The organism is Paenibacillus sp. DS2015, from assembly GCF_050433705.1.
GTDB lineage: Bacteria > Bacillota > Bacilli > Paenibacillales > Paenibacillaceae > Paenibacillus_AQ.
In genome coordinates this window covers 56,626-74,863 of sequence record NZ_JBNPWS010000025.1, presented here as the reverse complement: position 1 = coordinate 74,863, position 18,238 = coordinate 56,626, and the positions used below count along the sequence as shown (strand labels likewise).

Annotated in this window: 14 protein-coding genes and 1 riboswitch; of the genes, 3 read left to right on the top strand and 11 right to left on the bottom strand. The window is 39.8% G+C overall.

Going from position 1 to position 18,238, the window contains the following annotated elements:
• Window positions 1–577 precede the first annotated feature (577 nt).
• The 6 genes from J2T13_RS19180 to J2T13_RS19155 form a co-directional block, all read right to left on the bottom strand.
• The gene (locus J2T13_RS19180) at window positions 578–1,978 is read right to left on the bottom strand and encodes an NCS2 family permease (RefSeq protein ID WP_429373978.1); all 1,401 of its coding nucleotides are present in this window, start codon (window positions 1,976–1,978) and stop codon (window positions 578–580) included.
• Window positions 1,979–2,110: 132 nt separating this feature from the next.
• Window positions 2,111–2,210, bottom strand: a riboswitch (purine riboswitch).
• Window positions 2,211–2,419: 209 nt separating this feature from the next.
• Window positions 2,420–3,958, bottom strand: a complete 1,539-nt coding sequence (guaA, locus tag J2T13_RS19175) for a glutamine-hydrolyzing GMP synthase (protein WP_429373971.1) — start codon at window positions 3,956–3,958, stop codon at window positions 2,420–2,422.
• 187 nt (window positions 3,959–4,145) lie between these two features.
• Window positions 4,146–6,521 carry a transglutaminase domain-containing protein gene (locus J2T13_RS19170; RefSeq protein ID WP_429373970.1) on the bottom strand — a complete coding sequence of 792 codons (2,376 nt, stop codon included), beginning with the start codon at window positions 6,519–6,521 and terminating at the stop codon, window positions 4,146–4,148.
• Complete coding sequence (locus tag J2T13_RS19165; RefSeq protein ID WP_429373969.1) at window positions 6,415–7,854, bottom strand: DUF58 domain-containing protein; 1,440 nt, start codon at window positions 7,852–7,854, stop codon at window positions 6,415–6,417. The genes J2T13_RS19170 and J2T13_RS19165 overlap by 107 nt, the downstream gene beginning before the upstream one ends.
• Entirely contained in the window at window positions 7,851–8,837 is a 987-nt protein-coding gene (locus tag J2T13_RS19160; protein WP_429373968.1) for an AAA family ATPase, read from the bottom strand. The genes J2T13_RS19165 and J2T13_RS19160 overlap by 4 nt, the downstream gene beginning before the upstream one ends.
• Before the next feature lie 135 nt (window positions 8,838–8,972).
• On the bottom strand, window positions 8,973–10,304 hold the full coding sequence (locus J2T13_RS19155) for a polysaccharide deacetylase family protein (RefSeq protein ID WP_429373967.1): 1,332 nt from the start codon (window positions 10,302–10,304) through the stop codon (window positions 8,973–8,975).
• 123 nt (window positions 10,305–10,427) lie between these two features.
• Here J2T13_RS19155 and J2T13_RS19150 point away from each other — a divergent pair, with 123 nt between their 5' ends.
• The 3 genes from J2T13_RS19150 to clpP all read left to right on the top strand — a co-directional run bounded on the left by J2T13_RS19150 (window position 10,428) and on the right by clpP (window position 12,721).
• On the top strand, window positions 10,428–11,075 hold the full coding sequence (locus tag J2T13_RS19150; protein ID WP_429373966.1) for a DedA family protein: 648 nt from the start codon (window positions 10,428–10,430) through the stop codon (window positions 11,073–11,075).
• Window positions 11,076–11,294: 219 nt separating this feature from the next.
• Window positions 11,295–11,981, top strand: a complete 687-nt coding sequence (locus J2T13_RS19145; protein WP_429373965.1) for a sigma-70 family RNA polymerase sigma factor — start codon at window positions 11,295–11,297, stop codon at window positions 11,979–11,981.
• Between the two features lie 155 nt (window positions 11,982–12,136).
• Window positions 12,137–12,721 (top strand): ATP-dependent Clp endopeptidase proteolytic subunit ClpP, encoded by a 585-nt coding sequence (gene clpP, locus J2T13_RS19140; RefSeq protein ID WP_429373964.1) that lies wholly within the window; start codon window positions 12,137–12,139, stop codon window positions 12,719–12,721.
• Window positions 12,722–12,886: 165 nt separating this feature from the next.
• Here clpP and J2T13_RS19135 read toward each other — a convergent pair whose 3' ends face one another.
• The 5 genes from J2T13_RS19135 to J2T13_RS19115 form a co-directional block, all read right to left on the bottom strand.
• The gene (locus J2T13_RS19135) at window positions 12,887–14,386 is read right to left on the bottom strand and encodes a DHA2 family efflux MFS transporter permease subunit (RefSeq protein ID WP_429373963.1); all 1,500 of its coding nucleotides are present in this window, start codon (window positions 14,384–14,386) and stop codon (window positions 12,887–12,889) included.
• Window positions 14,379–14,906 (bottom strand): MarR family winged helix-turn-helix transcriptional regulator, encoded by a 528-nt coding sequence (locus J2T13_RS19130; RefSeq protein WP_429373962.1) that lies wholly within the window; start codon window positions 14,904–14,906, stop codon window positions 14,379–14,381. The genes J2T13_RS19135 and J2T13_RS19130 overlap by 8 nt, the downstream gene beginning before the upstream one ends.
• 173 nt (window positions 14,907–15,079) lie before the next feature.
• Window positions 15,080–15,535 (bottom strand): hypothetical protein, encoded by a 456-nt coding sequence (locus J2T13_RS19125; RefSeq protein WP_429373961.1) that lies wholly within the window; start codon window positions 15,533–15,535, stop codon window positions 15,080–15,082.
• Window positions 15,532–16,140, bottom strand: coding sequence for an ABC transporter ATP-binding protein (locus tag J2T13_RS19120; protein WP_429373960.1), 609 nt, complete (start codon window positions 16,138–16,140; stop codon window positions 15,532–15,534). Before J2T13_RS19120 ends, J2T13_RS19125 begins: the two co-directional genes overlap by 4 nt.
• Window positions 16,140–18,119, bottom strand: coding sequence for a DUF1430 domain-containing protein (locus J2T13_RS19115; RefSeq protein WP_429373959.1), 1,980 nt, complete (start codon window positions 18,117–18,119; stop codon window positions 16,140–16,142). The genes J2T13_RS19120 and J2T13_RS19115 overlap by 1 nt, the downstream gene beginning before the upstream one ends.
• Window positions 18,120–18,238 lie beyond the last annotated feature (119 nt).

The window sequence follows — 18,238 nt, the reverse complement described above, 5'->3', positions numbered from 1 at the left end:
AAAGAGCGATATGCTCATTTTGAAACAAACTGGCGAGAATTTTCATTCTCTACCAAATGATTTCTCATTTGTTTTGATCTCACTTTCGTGAAATCTTTACTCACTCGTTGTTCAGTTTTCAAAGATCAATTACTCTTTCATTGTCATCAGTTGTTCTCGGCGACAACTACTATATCTTATCATGTCCGACTCAGTAATGCAAGCTTTTTTTCAATTTCATTTTCATGTGATTGTTAAGCTTTCTGATTCGTTTTGACCGCCATTTGTTGGCCGGACTAATAATATATCACGTATAGTATATGAATGCAACTCTTTTTTTCAAAAATATCATATAAATATCATTCCACAATTATGTACCGTTTGTACAAGGATTAAATCCACCATTATGGATCAACATTTATTAATAAATCTACGGTCAGATCACCAGTTCCTTCTCACAATAATACCTTCTATGTTTTTCTACTATTACTAATAGAAGAAACTTTCATTTGGCTCTATATTTCAGAATTGCTATTAATATAAAAAAGCATGGCCTGTGGGCCATGCTTTGTTCATATCATACCGTGAAAATGAATCTTTAGCCTTCGCTACCTAGAAATACGTAACGTAGAATGATCAGAACCGCCAACACCCACATCAACCAGTGAATATTATATTTCTTCTTCTCCTTCAGGTTACCGAAAGTAGCAAGAATGACATAAGCTACGATTCCGAACGAGATCCCATTAGCAATATTAAAACTAAAAGGCATCATGACAATAGTCAAGAAGGCTGGAATGGCAACAACCATATCCTGAAAATCGATTTCTTTAATCGACTGAACCATAAGTACACCAACTATAATGAGCGCAGCCGCTGTGGCCGATCCTGGAATCAAAGCAACTACTGGAGCAAGGAACAATGCTAGCAAGAAGCACACGCCTGTCGTTACAGCAGTAAGACCTGTACGGCCACCTTCAGCTACTCCAGCAGCACTTTCAACAAAGGCCGTTGTTGTCGAAGTACCAAGCATTGCACCACCCGTTACAGCAACTGCATCTACAAACATCGCTTTACCTACACGTTTTTTACCTTCTACTGGATCTTTCATAATACCAGCACGTGTAGCCGTACCAACCAATGTACCAAAAGTATCGAACAATTCCACAAAGGTAAACGTCACAATTGCAGATACAAGACCTGTATGCATAATGCCTTCCCAGTCGAAGGCCATAAAGTTCAACTGAGTGAAATCAGGAACCCAATGATTATCTGGACTTGATAATGTGTTAAAGTCTACCGCACCCATAAGCATACCCACAACAGTTGTCCCGAGGATACCGAACAGAATCGCACCTTTAACATTCAGCACCATCAAGATCGCGATTAAAATAATCCCAACAAGAGCCAATTGAACATTCGTATCTAGAAGGCTACCTAAATGAATCACTGTTTCATATGAAAGCACATCTGTATAGGTATGCGCCGGAATATCCTTACCCGCTTCGACACCGATTGCCATTAATCCACTGTTCTTCAAACCAAGAATAGTAATGAACAAACCAATTCCGACCGTAATGGCATGTTTCATGCTATCTGGAATAGCATCGAGCAACATCTGGCGTACATGCGTAATCGTCAAGAGAATGAAGATCAACCCAGAGATGAATACTGCCGTTAAACCCATTTGCCAAGTAAAAGGATGATCAGTTGTTGCTGAAGACAATACAACGGAAGCGAAATAAGCATTCAAGCCCATACCAGGCGCCAAAGCAACTGGGAAATTAATAAACAAACCCATTGCAATTGTAAAAATCCCTGCCGCTAGTGCAGTAGCCAAAAATACAGAATACCATCCCATATCAATCTGACCAAAAGCCGTTAGCGTGTTCGGATTGATTGACAAGATATAAGCCATTGCCATAAATGTAGTCAATCCAGCCATAATTTCTGTACGCACTGTGGTACCATTCTGTTTCAGTTTAAAAAACTTATTCAACCGATCCATTTGAATACTTCCCCCTTAGATATGTTTGACAGCAACAAAAAGCTGGAGTCATAAGTGACTCCAGCCCGAAAAATAAGAGAACAACCCGTACCTTAACAGCCTAAAAGCTGATGTGATGTAAACGCGGGTTTCTATTATAATCGTAGCCAGGTCATTATGGTGACCTCGTAGAGACTTCCAAGCCAATTCTCGGAATTATACGAAATATGTGTTGTTGTGCTTTTTCATTTTAGGGCGCAACGACATACTTGTCAATAATAAATACGAACATTATGATAAATAAGTGTATTATTGTTCGTAAATTCATCAAATTTGGTTTGGAAAATTACATTTCATTTTAATATTCCCATTCATTGGTTAATCTATTAATGAAATTAAAAGGAGAGCATCCCATGGGGATGCTCTCCTTTTCTAAAATTTTGTTCTTAATATCTATTCCCACTCAATCGTAGCTGGTGGCTTAGAAGTAATGTCATACACAATACGGTTAACATTATCCACTTCGTTTACGATACGCACTGAAATCTTCTCAAGCACATCCCACGGGATACGAGCCCAATCGGCTGTCATACCATCGATGGATGTAACTGCACGAATACCAACCGTATATGAATAGGTACGAGCATCGCCCATGACACCTACACTCTTCATGTTAGGAAGTGCTGTGAAGTACTGCCAAATCTCACGATCTAGTCCCGCTTTAGCGATCTCTTCACGCAGAATATAGTCGGAATCGCGAACGATGGTTAGCTTGTCTTCTGTGACTTCGCCAAGAATACGAATAGCTAAACCTGGTCCTGGGAATGGTTGACGCCATACAATTTCAGGTGGTAGGCCACATTCTTCTCCTACTTTGCGGACTTCATCTTTAAATAGTGTATTCAAAGGTTCAATCAACTTAAACTTCATGTCTTCAGGAAGTCCACCTACATTATGATGTGATTTGATCGTCTGAGCTGTAGCCGTACCACTCTCAACAATGTCTGTATATAGTGTGCCTTGTGCTAAATATTTGAAATCATCGAACTGACCGGATTCTTCTTCAAATACATAAATAAATTCGTTACCGATAATTTTACGCTTCTGCTCAGGGTCATCCACACCAACAAGTTTGGACAAGAATCGTTCGCGGGCATCGATTTTAACTACTTTCATATCGAATTTACCTACAAAAGTCTCCATTACACTCTCAGCTTCACCCTTACGTAGCAATCCATGATCAATAAACATACAAGTTAACTGATCACCAATGGCTCTGTGGATCAACCTAGCCACAACAGAGGAATCTACACCTCCACTAAGTGCACACAATACTTTATCTTTTCCAACAAGCTCGCGAATTTCGCGTACTTTGTCTTCAACGAAGGTCTCCATCGACCAGTTCCCTTCGCACTGACACACTTCATATAAGAAGTTGCGAATCATTTCATTACCATGAACTGAGTGTTGAACCTCAGGATGGAATTGCACCGCATAGAACTGCTTGTCTTCATTACTCATCGCTGCAATCGGTGCGGACTCTGTTCCTGCATCAAGCTTGAACCCTGTTGGAAGTTCTACGACATGATCACCGTGGCTCATCCATACCGTCTGCTTAGTTTCGAGACCCTTAAGCAGCGTAGCATCAGAATTAAATACTAGATCAGCTTTCCCGTATTCCCGCTTAGCAGAACGTTCCACTTTTCCATCCAACTGCTGAGCCATAAGCTGCATACCGTAACATATGCCGAAGATCGGAATGTTCAAATCATAAATAGCTGGATCAACATGTGGCGCATTCTCTGCATATACACTTGATGGTCCACCGGAGAAAATAATTCCCTTAGGTGAAAGTGCACGAATCTTCTCAACGGGTGTATTATAAGGCATCAATTCGCTATAAACACCTAAATCACGAATACGTCGTGCTATTAACTGATTGTATTGTCCCCCAAAATCCAGAACAACAATAATTTCATTTGGCTTAGTCATTTCCGTGCCTCCCTTGATTGTTGATGTTAATTATACGCAACGATAATTCATACCGTCAAGAAAGCTGGAAACAATCATATAGAATACCTAAAAAGAGGTTGTTCAGAAAGTCATCTATTGATCACGTGTGCACAATAACGCCAATATCGATTTCATGTTCTTTTAGTGTATCTATTTACCGCTCCAATCATCCTAGTGTGTCCGCTAGTTTAGCGCATCGACGTATAAAGGACAAGCTGTACTCATGGCTTAGACCATTTCCTCCATAAGCAATGGTCTCCCATTGATCTACAAATTGATGGATTTGCTTACGAAGATCCTCGTCCATAATCCTCAAGTCTTGGATATATTCCTGTGTGGTAATTCCCTTACCCATGTATCCATAACGACGCCCTATCAGATCCCATACCCTATATGAAACCCGTAGCAACTGTCCCTTCGGCGGACTATCCCCTCGGGAAAGTCGCTGCAATCGCCATAAGAACAGATAGCGACGACTTCTCCACATGAAGAAGATCCCCCCACTTACGAGTAGAACTGTAAGTATACACTGCAAGATAAAGAGCCTACTATTTTGAGTGACATACTTCATAAATGTGTCCTTACTCCGCTTGATTACATCAAGTGATCCATAGAAATAATTCGAAGTTACTCCTTGCAGTGAATGTTCCTGTTTAGCCATAACTGGAACAACGTGTTCTTCTGCGGAGATAGTAAACCCGGGTGTTGGATCAAATGGTGTCCAGCCACTCTCAGGGAAATAGACCTCTACCCATGCATGGGCATTGATTTCATCTACGATATACTTCGTGGTGCTACCCTTTTCCAAGGTCCCTTGCGTATAACCTTTTACGTAACGAGCTGGAATTCCTTGTGTACGGAGCATAATCGTCATCGCTGTAGCAAAGTGGTTACAATAACCTTGTCTAGTTCTAAACAGGAAATCATCGACGAAATCTGCCTGATCTGGAGGAACTTTGGTATTCATATTGTATTGGTATTGTTCCTTTAGATACGTCTGAATAGCTAAGGTTGCATCGTAACGATTATTGGTTCCAGAAGTTATCCTAGCGCTCAATAGGTTTATGCGTGAAGGCAGAGCGTCAGGTAATTGTAAATAACGTTGTGTGATTGGTTCAGGATCGGAGCCCATTCCTTTTCTAAGCTCATCCTCTTTCACAATGGGTGACAACACTTCTATCTGATATCCTGTTATTGCATTTCCTATATTAGCTGTCTTCTTGGCAGTTGATCCTGCTAACTTCACGTTATCCGTAATGTCACTATGCAATACATATTCAGGTCTATCGCCACGCTCTGTATTTATCTCCATGATATGCACGATGTTTCCCCCTCCAAATAGCGGCGTCTGCTCGGACATAGCCTGACTAAATTCCACAGTCTGAATCATCGTCTGTTGCTCCGTATGATTACTTAAAGATAAGCTTTGAAGTCTGCTTGATAATGGGATAGCATCTAAAAATACTTGGGGGTCAGCCCACCGACGACCATCATAATAACTCAATGTCTCTCCTCGCCAATAGGAAGGTGATGGCGTTTGTGCCGTAAATACAATTTTGCTATTAGGATGCAGTGGCGATCCCAATTCTTCTTCTCCGCTACTATATCCTGTTACAGCTACTTGCTCATGTGATGCATTGAATTGCACTCCGGACCATGACTGCCATTTCTCTAGTAACGATTGAAACGAAACTCTCTGAAGGGGCTTGGCAACCAATATCTGACTGCCCACCCAAGCACTAGTCGTGCAAACGACGATCCCTAGGGTACACACTGTGACAATCCAGCGGCTATATGTAAGATTGCTGAACCTATAGGAGGACGCCTGCTCTGTCAATTTTGACGATAATATCACCCCTTGAAGAATGACAAGAAGGCAGGTAGTACGAATCATATCAACATATACATCTAGTCCAAGTAGTTGCTCAACACACAACAAATAGATGACAGTAGCCACGGTAAATAACCACACCGTATTTCTGTACAGCGCTAGAGATTGCACAGAAGTCACGAGTAGACTCCAGCCGATCATTAGTATTAAAGTATGGGTTTCTGTTCCGATTACTGCAAGTTGTCTGGTGTCTATGAAGGAGTTCATTTCATTCTCCAAAATAGACATATACGAACCCAGCCATGCTAACCCGTCTCCTCTACCAAAGTAAAAGGTCCACGCACCCATAACCAATATCACATGCTTAAGAATGGAAACAGCTACATGCTGATGCATTAGACCTATCAACAGAATCAATCCTGTTAATCCAATAAAAACCCCGATCAACGGATCGCTAAGAGACCTCTCTGATAGTGGATACAGCCATTCAGTAAAAATCCCCATCAGAATGATGGATAGAGCGACACGAAACAGCAGTGTGTGAGTGTTACCTTGCGCTAATTTAGAATTAACCGTCGTCATTTCCTCATTAGAAGGTGTGCCTTCATATTGACCGTTGTTCTTGTGCTGTATTTGGTTGGGGTGATTGGGTCGGTTGAGGTGATTGGCTTGATTGGGTTGATTGGGTTGATTCTGGATACGCATGTGCATAAGGAGCGCCTCCCTTCCAGATCATCCGATCTGTAGGATGATCCACAGGTGTTGGGATAACGGCTGATTCAAGATTTCCTTGGACATCATAAACCTTCATCCCCATATGAGTAACTCTACGGACATAATCATTACTCGCGAACGAAACCGTCGGCTGTACACAGTAAATATCGACTGCAAGCCCTGACCCTTGAAGTGTAGATGCTACTCCAGTAATCCGCCCATTTAATTCCCCAGTAACCAGCGCCACATGCGAACCTTGAATCGTATATCGAACAACAGATTCAACAATTCCGAGTAGCGAGTCACCTTCTTCAAGCTTAATCGTAGCCAATGTACTTAAGTATGACCGAGAACCATGATGTTTATGTTGTGTTTGCTGTGTTTGCTGTGTTTGCTGTGCGAGTGATGTGTGTTGTGTGTGCCGTACAGGTGATGAGTGTTGTGTCTTGTAGTAGTCATCATGATTATCATTATCACATACTAATTCGGTGTCTACACCTGCCTCTTCGGCTTCAAATAGTAGACCTGCAGCCACGGAAACCGCGTATTCGAATAAGGATTGGAGGTTATAACCATCCTTATTGTTAACATTACTAGGTAGATCATATCCTTTTAGGCTAGGATCCAAAATGATATAAAGAGTGTTATTCCCTTCTTGTTCGGGAAGAATAGTTTGCAGACGACCACGTCTAGCAGAACTTTTCCAATGAATACGATTTAGCGGATCTCCTACGACATAATCGCGAGCCTCCGGTCCCCAAGTTCCGCTAGCTAGATAGGGGTCACGCACTTCAGATACGCCATCGCCCCTACTTTGACTAGTCCGCACTTGATCCCTAGAAATAAGCATTGGAATAGGCAACACGGTTATCTTCTCATGACTTGCTAAGATATAACTCCTTCCAAACCATCCGAATAGTCCACCCCACGCCGCATGACATTGCTGAAAAGTTATGATTCCTCGAGGAAGCTTCGAAAGTGTATAAGAGTAAGTAAATGACCTAGAAAAGCCAGGTAGGATTAACTTGCAGTAGGTGCCCCCAGTGAAGAGATCCGTCACGGTGAGCCAAGGAAGTGGAAGCAAAGATTGAAATTGGATATGCACCACCACTTCGGCATCTTGTCCAGCAGTAAGGAACACAGGAGGAACAATTCGCTTTATTTCGATATTCCTTGCTCCGAAGATCTGGATAGCAAGCCCAGCAAGCATAATCATACTCGTTAGAATAAGCAAAAAGTGTAACGATTGCCCACCATATTCACTATATAGAAATAGAAATATACCTAATACAAGCGTCGCAACTCCCCATTCGATCATCCTAGCTTTCATGATCTACTCCCCTTGCGGCTTCGATACACCGATAGGCTCACTTGTGATAACAATTGTTTCACAATCTCTTCACCTGTTACACCCTCAAACCCGGAATGTGAATGCAGCACAATACGATGTGAGAGAACAGGTACCGCTGTTTCTTTGATGTCATCAGGCGTGACGTACATTCTTCCATTCATATAGGCGGCAGCTTGTGAGGCCAACATCCAGGCCATCGTACCACGAGGACTAATTCCAAGCTGAAGTCGAGGATGGCAACGAGATATATTAGCAACCTCCACTAGAACCTGCTTCATAGACTCGTCCACAAATACATGCTTAACCTCACGTTGCATGGCTTCAATCTCTTCCACCATAACAACCGGTTTGATCTGCTCTAACGGATGACTCCATTGCATCCTTGTTAATAATTCTAGTTCTTCCTCCGGACTCGGATAGCCTAGACTGATTCGCATTAGAAATCGATCGAGTTGGGCCTCTGGCAAACGATAAGTTCCTTCGAACTGTAATGGATTTTGAGTAGCAAGTAGTAGAAATGGCCTCGGTAACGAATATGTCGTACCATCAACAGTCACCTTCTTCTCCTCCATCGCTTCTAGTAATGCGGATTGAGTACGAGGTGAGGCACGGTTGATTTCATCCGCTAATACTACGTTCGAAAGAATAGGACCTTGCCGAAATTCAAAATGACCATTATGAGCGTGATACACAGTTGTACCTGTGATATCAGCTGGCATCAGATCATAAGTAAACTGAACTCTACCAAAAGAGCCTCCCATACAAGCTGCAATAACTCGAACAAGCATCGTTTTGCCTACACCAGGTACATCCTCTAGAAGTACATGTCCACCACACAACATAGACATGAGCACTAGTCGAATCTCAGTTTCTTTACCCACGATGACCTTTCCTACTCGGGACGTCATTCTATCCAGTAATTCAACATGTATATCATGGTTATTCATAGATGGAATAGACATTGTATAGTACCCCACTTCTTCAATAGTCAATTGATTCTACAAGAATCTATTAACTATTCTTTCCATGAAAGAAAGGAAGTAGACATGCCTATTTGTAATATTTTCATAGACTTAGACTTTACTTCACTATAAATTTCAGTAGGTCTTGATCATACGCTCTGTATCATTCGTGTGAATGGACTGTGTGGGATGTCCTGTAAATTGTAGCAATTCTCGTATAGGCGCCCACATCACTCCCGCTTTCATCGTTACAGTAATAATCTTCGATTGTTCCTGCTTACCCATTCTCGTATTTATCCAATTACCTGTGATCATATCAATCTGTACCAAGACAGAATTCATCTCAATTACAGCTAACTTATGCTGTTGATCCCATTTCACACGTCCCCCTAATCTTTCCATCGTCGCGCGTACAGGAACCATAATCTTTCCATCGACAATCTGATATTCACTCGACTGAAATTTCGTTTCCATTCCACCCACTTGCAATATCAGATCTTTACTCTGTGTAAATATCCCCGCATTCGGAACGATATGAGTAGCAATCCATTCTTGACTTGGCTGTACTCTTTTCAAAGATTTAGCACTCTGAGTGACCTTGAATTGAATAGGTTGCTGCTCGGGAGTCAGAATATCAAAGTTATATCCTTGAGCACGGTATTTTGAAATAATGCTAGGGAGTGCCTTAATCGTCTCCTCATGCCCACCACCATCATGCATAAGAACAATTACCTGATCACCTGTTATGTTCTCCGTGGCTTGTCTAATAATATCTTGCGCAGGTACGTTCTTTCGTTTAGAATCACCACTATCAACATTCCAATCAATAACATGATAACCCGCTTGCTTCATTAGACTGAAATAGGTATTATCAAAATGTCCCGCCGTTCCTCCTGGTGCTCTCACTAGCGAGGTTGGGACCCCTATAATACGTTGAATCTCTGCCTCCGTCTGTTTGATTTGATCCCAAAATGGAGAGAATCCTTTATAGAGTTCGTCATAGTTATGATTGTATGTATGGTTACCTATGGCATGTCCCTCTTCATGTAATCTTGAGATCAGCTCAGGGTATCTTGTAACATGTTCGCCTAATACAAAAAATGTAGCTTTGACATTAGAATCTTGTAATATATCAAGCACTTTACCTGTAAGCTTACTTGGCCCATCATCAAAGGTAAGATAAACCGTCTTTGTCTGCTTCACAGGGGTATCTGCTTTTACTTCAGATGAAGCTAGCCATTCGCTTGTACTTTCTTGTAAGGATGATGTGCGGGTTGTACTTAATATTGAGGTTGATGTGCTGGTTGTACTTGATATTGAGGATAAAAGTAACGTATTCTCAGGGTATGAATTCATATTAAGCTGTCCGAACTGAGTTTGAGCAGGCAGAATCATCAAGACCAAAAACAACAACATGAAAACAAATCCCAACTTTTGTTTATTGACACCCAGATATTTGTTAATCATAAATTTTACCTCCACCATTTCTATGAATTCTACTTTTCTGATAGATTATATGGTGAAGATTATTAAAAAAGACTAGCAATGTGGAATGGACCAAGATAGTCCTATAAATGGAGCGTGAACATATTGGAGTTATTGAAATGGATTCAGTTATTGTTTGAGGAATATGGCTATGCTGTATTATTTGTCGGGTTATTATTGGAGTTCATTGCCCTTCCCTTCCCCGGCGAAACAACGATGGCCTACGCTGGCTATCTTTCCTACATAGGTATTCTCGACTTCACCTGGTTGCTAATTATAGCGTTTCTAGGTACGACAATCGGCATGACAATTACCTACTACATTGGCCTTAAGGCAGGACTGCCCTTCATTAAGAGATTCGGAAAATATCTGTTCCTCTCTCCACATAAATTAGAAAAAACACAGCGATGGTTCGGTCGATATGGACACAATCTTATTTTTATCGGATACTTCATTCCAGGTGTTCGACATTTCACAGGTTATTTCTCTGGTATAAATGCCCTACCCTTTCGTAAATTTGCCCTCTACGCCTATAGTGGTGCGCTATTCTGGGTTATTCTCTTCCTGAGTCTTGGTAAACTATTCGGACCCCAGTGGCAAGTTGCATTTCACTTAGCGGAGATATATTCTCTCTGGATTGTTGGTGGACTCGTTATTATCGTAGTCATGCTCCTCGTCTATCGTTACCGTAAAAAGATGAGTGCTGCTATGTTTGCTAAAACGGATAAGAAAAGGGTAAAACGACCGTCATAAATTTTGTGAACGTAAAAGGAACCTTACGGGTTATTCGTAAGGTTCCTTTTGTAAATAAAGCTATCCACCTTTAAGTACATATCAAAAAATCGACTATTCCGCACTGAAAGGTAAGTTCAGAACGAAGAAGGAGTAGCAGAGTTATAAAAAAATTGAGGGGCGTATCTTTCCACCGCTTTCATACGTTATATAAGCATAGGCCTTGAAGGAGTGATTAACATGTTGATCCACAATAAAACTGAATCACAATTTGAACTGAACGAAAAATGTGAAGGGCTATATACGGCATTGCAAAAGTACTGTCTTTCCATCACTAATAATCGTTGGGACGCCGACGATATAACACAGGAGACTATTGCTAGGACCCTATCCTTCTATCCAGCTAATCACGTACCCAATATCACTATGGCCCTTTTGCGTACCATTGCGCGTAATTACTGGGTTGATGAATTGCGTAAAAAGTCTAAGTTAGATGTTGGTCTGATGGATGAGTCTGGTTATGAAGATAAATACTCAGAGCATCTCCTAGAAGGCTTAGATCACCTTATGGAGAGACTAACTCCCAAGCAGCTGTTAGCATTCGTCATGAAGGAAGGCTTCCTGTATCCATTATCTGAGATAGCTAATAGACTACAGATCAAGGAAACAGCAGTTAAAGCTCTTCTATATCGGGCTCGCCAGAAATCCCATGATCATTCTGACTTTAGTCACCATTGGCTCAACATTCGTCAGGATTGGTTTAAAAGCAGGCTACTTCAAGCTGTTAGATTGGAGAACTCCACTATTCTAGAAGAGCTCATTATTGCCATTAGCGACACAACCCAACAAACACATGCTTACAAAGAGTCAAGTTCATCGGTCAGCAAGATGTTTCAACCATTATCACGAAACCGAATGGCGGCATAGAGTTTTGCTTCGCAAAACTTAAGTTCATGCTTTCGATGCTAGTTTTGCTTCGCAAAACTTAAGTTCATGCTTTCGATGCCAGTTTTGCTTCGCAAAACTTAAGTTCATGCTTTCGATGCCAGTTTTGCTTCGCAAAACTTTGAGGAGGATATCAAATGAGTATTATACCTTATGTTGTTGAGCAGACCTCTCAGGGAGAGCGGTCTTATGATATTTATTCCCGTCTGCTGAAGGATAGAATCGTATTTCTAGGTTCGGAAATTAACGATTCTACCGCAAACAACATCGTTGCGCAGCTGCTATTTCTAGCCGCAGATGACCCAGACAAGGAAATCTCTCTGTACATTAATAGTCCTGGAGGTTCTGTTACTGCCGCTTTTGCCGTATATGACACCATGCAATTTATCAAACCTGAAGTCAGAACCATATGCACAGGACTTGCTGCCTCCGCTGCTTCATTACTGCTGTTAGCTGGTCATAAAGGTAAACGGCTTGCACTACAGCACAGTGAAGTTATGATTCATCAACCTTTGGGTGGAGTACAAGGTCAGGCAACAGACATTGAAATATCTGCACGACGTATTCTGAAAATAAAGGACCAGCTGAGTGCTTTATATGCTGAAAAGACTGGTCAATCCTTAGAAAAGATACGAACGGATATGGAAAGAGACTATTTCCTATCTGCTGAAGAAGCCAAGTCCTATGGAATTGTGGATGAAGTGGTGTGTTCACCCTTATAATGTAACCGGTCAAAAAGCCAACATCTTGAATTCCTAAGATGTTGGCTTTTCCCATAAAAAAACCTGAAGAGTGAACACTTTTTTATTCAAAGTGTTCACTCTTCAGGTTATCGTTCGTTCATTTATATAATTTCGGCTTCACTCTTCATAACCCTTAGAGACTTCTTAAGCCTCACCTCTCATGGGTTTCACATCAGCTTGTGAAATTTCTTCCGCAGGCTTCGTTTTTTTGATAAAAAAGGCTAATACTAATGCGACTGCTGCTAACCAAGTGGCAATCACAAATGCTTGATTAATTCCATAAATCGTGGATTCTGCAACGATATGAGCCATCGCTTGCGTATCTGTTGGAGAGATTCCACCTGCTACAGCTAGCTCTGTAGTATGACTCTTGGTTTGTGTAGTCATTACCGTAATCAGAACAGCCGTCCCAATCGATCCTGCGATGGTGCGTAGTGTATTCGACATGGCGGTACCATGAGCGTTCATACTTTGAGGCAATTGGTTAAGACCCGCAGTCTGGATAGGCATCATCATCAATGACATACCGAACATACGTAAGGAATAAATAAGAATCATATGGGTATACGTAGTTGCTTCCGTTAATTGGGTGAATTCGAATGTAGTAATAACCGTAATCAGCAGACCAATCACAGATAACCATCTCGCTCCAACCTTATCAAATATAGCTCCTGTAATAGGAGACATAATCCCCATTAAGATCGCACCTGGAAGCATCATCAAACCAGACTCCATAGGTGAAAATTGTCTAATATTTTGAAGGAAGATCGGAAGTAAGATCATCCCTGCATACATAGAGATGGTAATTAGGACATTAATAATTGTTGTCAATGTAAACATATTATATTTAAAAATTCTGAACTCAAGCATGGGATTTGGCGATGTTAATTGACGCCATACGAACATTATTACGGACAAGCTACCTATCACTAAGCAAGAAAGTACCGTTGCACTTCCCCAACCGTCTGTACCTGCAGCACTAAATCCGTAAAGAAGTCCGCCAAATCCAATCGTAGATAACACAACAGATAACATATCAAACGAAGGTTTCGTTACTTTGGTAACATTTCTCAAGAAGAATATACCGATTAAAGTAGCCATTGCAGAAAAAGGTAAAATAATATAGAAAAGGACACGCCAATCATAATTCTCAACAATCCAGCCCGAAAGTGTGGGTCCAATGGCTGGAGCCAAAATCATAGCTAGCCCCATTAAGCCCATAGCAGATCCACGCTTCTCAATCGGGAATATATTTAAAAATACAACTGTCATTAAAGGCATTATAATCCCTGCACCCGAGGCTTGAATTACTCTACCGACCATTAATATTCCGAAATTAGGTGATATTCCACAAATCAATGTTCCTAACGTAAATAAGCTCATTGCCGTTATAAATAACTGTCTCGTTGTAAACCGAGAAATCAGAAATGCTGTAACAGGAATAAGAACACCGTTGACCAACATATATCCAGTAGTTAACCATTGTCCTGTAGCTGCTTCAATCTTTAAATCACCCATAATACTAGGTAAGGCGACATTCAATAACGTTTGATTTAGAAACGCTACAAAGGCCCCAATCATGAGTGCAGCGATAATCGGACCTCTTTTTATATTCTCTAACACTGTGGTATTGCTATTATTCATAGTTTATAATATCTCTCCCTTGTTGTTGTAGTATCTCATTCATCTGCTGATGAATCCGCAGTAAATCTTGCCTATCATTTACTGACAACTGATTCAGAGGAGACAATGACTGCATATTGGCACGTTCCATTCGATCTTGTAATTCAACTCCTTTGTCCGTTATTCGGAGAGTGACAGATCTGCGGTCACTTTCAAGCCGCTTACGACTAACTAATTCAGACTTCACCAATCGATCTACCAACCCGCTTGTTGTACTATTCCCCACAAGGATTAGCTCTGATAGCTCGGTTAACCCAATATCGGGATGTTCTCGAAGGATTTGGAGTACATGAGACTGCATAAATGTGGTCCCCATGGCATCTGCATTTTTTCGCAATAAATATAAGAGTGAGTGTTTCACCTGATTAAATGAATGTAATACTTCCTTAACCTGAATCTGCTTAGACTCACGGTCACGATCCATATTTTCTACACATCGCTCCGTATTATTTCCCTCAAAATTATTTCGCATACGAATCATTGTAATCCTCATAAAAGTATATGTCAATATAAACATAAGATATAAATTACATATAAGATTTCAAAACGTTTTCAAAAATAAATATCAAAAAAACAGCAAATCAACTGACCCTTTCAGGAATATCAGTCGACCTGCTATCATAAATTTGTGTGAGTTTCAATCCGAATAGTCTCTTACTCTAACTCCCACATCGAATTTGCTTTTTCAAATAGTTCAGCTATTTCAGGTTTGAATTCTTGAACAAGCTTGGCCACTTGTTTATTATCTTCATCCATAGGTTTCAGCTGTTCATTTAGATAGAACTCATAGACCTTCCCTTCTTTTTGGACCCGGAAGCCATATTCATATCCCCCCTTAATTAAAGGCCAAATAATCAGGGCGTATCCCTCTTCAGGATTATTAATCCCCAAGTTTCCTGTGAAACTTAAATAACCCGGCTTACTAACATTGTACACGTCTCTATCCTTTTTTATTGTGTGATTCCCAAATTTACTCTTTGGAACAGCTTCCAAAAAACCATTATAACGATTATTCGTCATAATTAACCAAACCAGATTCCAAACCCCGAATAGTAAGAAGATAAGGATTATTCCTGTAATCATAATTGGTTTCGCTTTTACTCTTTTCATAAGTTTATCACCTTATTACCTTGTTTTTTTATTTGTTCATCGTGTGTGACCAAAATAATCGTTTTGCCTTCTTGGTTGAACTTCTTTAAAATATTGAGCACAACTTCTGCATTGTTACTGTCAAGCGACCCTGTGGGTTCATCGGCCAAAATGATATCACATTTTTTTAGCATTAATCGAGCTAACGCGACTCTTTGCTGTTCTCCGCCAGATAGGGTATACACCTTTTTATTTAATTTATCTTCAAGTCCTACCGTCTGTAAGGCTTCAGTTATGGATAAATCTGTTTTAGAATCTTTTCGAATCAATTGCAGATTTTCTTTCACGGTTTTATTATCTACCAAGGCAAAATTTTGAAATAGAAACCCCACTTTTGTCCGAAAATATTGCAAGTGATTTTTCTTGTTCTTAATGTCTACATTATCGACAAGAATGGTTCCCTCGTCTATATTTTCTATGGCACCTATCATATTAAGTAATGTTGTTTTTCCACAGCCACTCGGGCCGGAAAAGATGACGAAGTCACCTGTTTCAATATCTAAATTGAAATTGTTAAATAAGGATTTATCATCAAATGATTTACTTACCTGTTCAATGGAAATCATCAGACGTTTCCTCCCTTCAGTATTTTTTGAATCCTTAGTTTCTCGGTTTTGCGAATGTATAAGAGAATGACTAGCATTTCAGAGGCAAAAATAATTACGCCTCCCAAGGCCAAGTAGCTGGCGGTATTAAATCCGAGTAGAAGGGCAGTCGTTACAGCTATACCTATACTAAATAGAGTTGTAATAAGTGTCATCAAAATAATTTTTCGGTTTTTTTGCCAAACACTATATCCTAGAACCTTTTTTACGGAAAGCTCAATGGCATTGACTTCATATTCCAATTTAATAATGGACGTTATAATTATAAATTCCAAAAAGAGGACCAGCATACTGAATACACAGTTAATATATAAAATCTGTTTTGCAATATTCCAACTCTCATTATATTTTTCTAATACATTAGTTTTTCTTATTACTGCATTGGTTTCTGCCAACTGGTGGTCCTCAACAAATTGGTTAAACTGTTGATCTGTAATGGCATACATTATTTCGTAAATGTAGTTTGCTCTATTGGATTCAATTCTTAGTGTCTGTCTTTCCGGTAACATATTATTATAGATAACGATAGGGTTCTTAAATAATTCACTTCCGTAGATGTGGTTCGCATTTATAGCAACTAAATTCACAGGACCTTTATAATAAACAACCTCATAATTGTTACCAATATCATGATTTTCAAAGAAGAAAAACTCCTTTTTCAGATTGGCTACGATCTGGTCGTTGTTTGACAATGATTGTGGTAAAATAAAATAAACATCATTATTCTGCGCAAGGTGTTTTAACTCCGAAATATTTTTTTCCAAATAAGAGAACGCATTTGGGTTAGCCATTATGGTTGGTGCTGACGTTGTTAAAGGCATATGCACCATAGATAGCAGTAAAGCATTTGCCTTGCTGAAATTTCCGGTATAGAATTCTGACTGTAAAAGTTCACTCTCATTAAATTTGGGATCTCCATGACCTTCGTTACTCATTACAGGTCTATAATGCATGGTAATGTAGGAATAGTCGGCATGTCCATCAAAGAATGATTTTTGTTTATATAAACTATACGATTCAAAAATAAGTACAAGGTTGCTAGAAATTACAAAAATCGTAACCATAACCGTAACCAATTTCAACCCATAGTTCATTGTTAATAGTTTTCTTGAATTGCTCTTCGCATTAGAGAATACCTCTCTCAAGTGATACGAACGCAGACTTATGTAGACTAACGCGTTCAGAATTATAAGCGATATAAATCCAATGACAGTCGAATGTATTTCTAGTGAAATAGATGTCAAGTTTTTCAGGAAAAGAAAGAGAACCGCCACTATCAAGACATATAATAAAGAGTCAATAATTATATTTTTCCATATTATTGCACCTATTCGTTCACCCATAGAAATACGGATTAAATTTTCTTTTTTTTGATAAATCACATCATAATAAGTCAAAAGTAAAGCAACACCAATCATCAGCAGCCAAATGGCGATGATCGTATTTCTGACGTCATTATCTGTATATCCTTCTTGCGGAAAGTTTCCTGCATACTTATTGATTAAATCGGTTTTAAACAGTTCAGCTTGCTGGCTGTTACCGATGACATAAAAATCATGTATGTCTTTCAATCCTTGGATCGTTTCTAGCTTATGAAAACTAAACTGAATGTCTCCTAAAAACAAGCTTTTATACTTTTTTGAGTAAATAGATAATTCTTTGTTAATGTGTTCCTCAACACCCTTAGAACCGTATAGTTTAATGTCTGTCAGGTTATCTTTTGAAGTTCTTGTAAAAGCAAACACGTCAACCTCATGTTTTTCAGCAGCTTCAAGTGTATCGTTAATCATAATCTGTTCGTTCTGACCATACTGTAGATATAGAGAAGTGTATCGATAAGGGGTATTGAAGTTTTCCAAACGGAAAATTTGACTTTCCCCTATAATCAATACACCAATAAAAAAGACAAAAAAACAAATGGTATATTTTATTGTTTTCATCTTGCAACCTCCGTTTGTATTAGAGTTACCGTTCAACACCTGTTATGCTGAACGGTAACAACTAAACTAGAGAATTTATTCTTTCATCCTCGTAAAAATAAGGAACTTATTACTCTTCT

What these genes read in the sequence shown, in the direction of transcription:
- guaA (WP_429373971.1), bottom strand. Translation starts at nt 3,958, where the DNA reads ATGACTAAGCCAAATGAAATTATTGTTGTTCTGGATTTTGGGGGACAA.
- J2T13_RS19170 (WP_429373970.1), bottom strand. Translation starts at nt 6,521, where the DNA reads ATGCACATGCGTATCCAGAATCAACCCAATCAACCCAATCAAGCCAAT.
- J2T13_RS19165 (WP_429373969.1), bottom strand. Translation starts at nt 7,854, where the DNA reads ATGAAAGCTAGGATGATCGAATGGGGAGTTGCGACGCTTGTATTAGGT.
- J2T13_RS19160 (WP_429373968.1), bottom strand. Translation starts at nt 8,837, where the DNA reads ATGTCTATTCCATCTATGAATAACCATGATATACATGTTGAATTACTG.
- J2T13_RS19155 (WP_429373967.1), bottom strand. Translation starts at nt 10,304, where the DNA reads ATGATTAACAAATATCTGGGTGTCAATAAACAAAAGTTGGGATTTGTT.
- J2T13_RS19145 (WP_429373965.1), top strand. Translation starts at nt 11,295, where the DNA reads ATGTTGATCCACAATAAAACTGAATCACAATTTGAACTGAACGAAAAA.
- clpP (WP_429373964.1), top strand. Translation starts at nt 12,137, where the DNA reads ATGAGTATTATACCTTATGTTGTTGAGCAGACCTCTCAGGGAGAGCGG.
- J2T13_RS19135 (WP_429373963.1), bottom strand. Translation starts at nt 14,386, where the DNA reads ATGAATAATAGCAATACCACAGTGTTAGAGAATATAAAAAGAGGTCCG.
- J2T13_RS19130 (WP_429373962.1), bottom strand. Translation starts at nt 14,906, where the DNA reads ATGATTCGTATGCGAAATAATTTTGAGGGAAATAATACGGAGCGATGT.
- J2T13_RS19125 (WP_429373961.1), bottom strand. Translation starts at nt 15,535, where the DNA reads ATGAAAAGAGTAAAAGCGAAACCAATTATGATTACAGGAATAATCCTT.
- J2T13_RS19120 (WP_429373960.1), bottom strand. Translation starts at nt 16,140, where the DNA reads ATGATTTCCATTGAACAGGTAAGTAAATCATTTGATGATAAATCCTTA.
- J2T13_RS19115 (WP_429373959.1), bottom strand. Translation starts at nt 18,119, where the DNA reads ATGAAAACAATAAAATATACCATTTGTTTTTTTGTCTTTTTTATTGGT.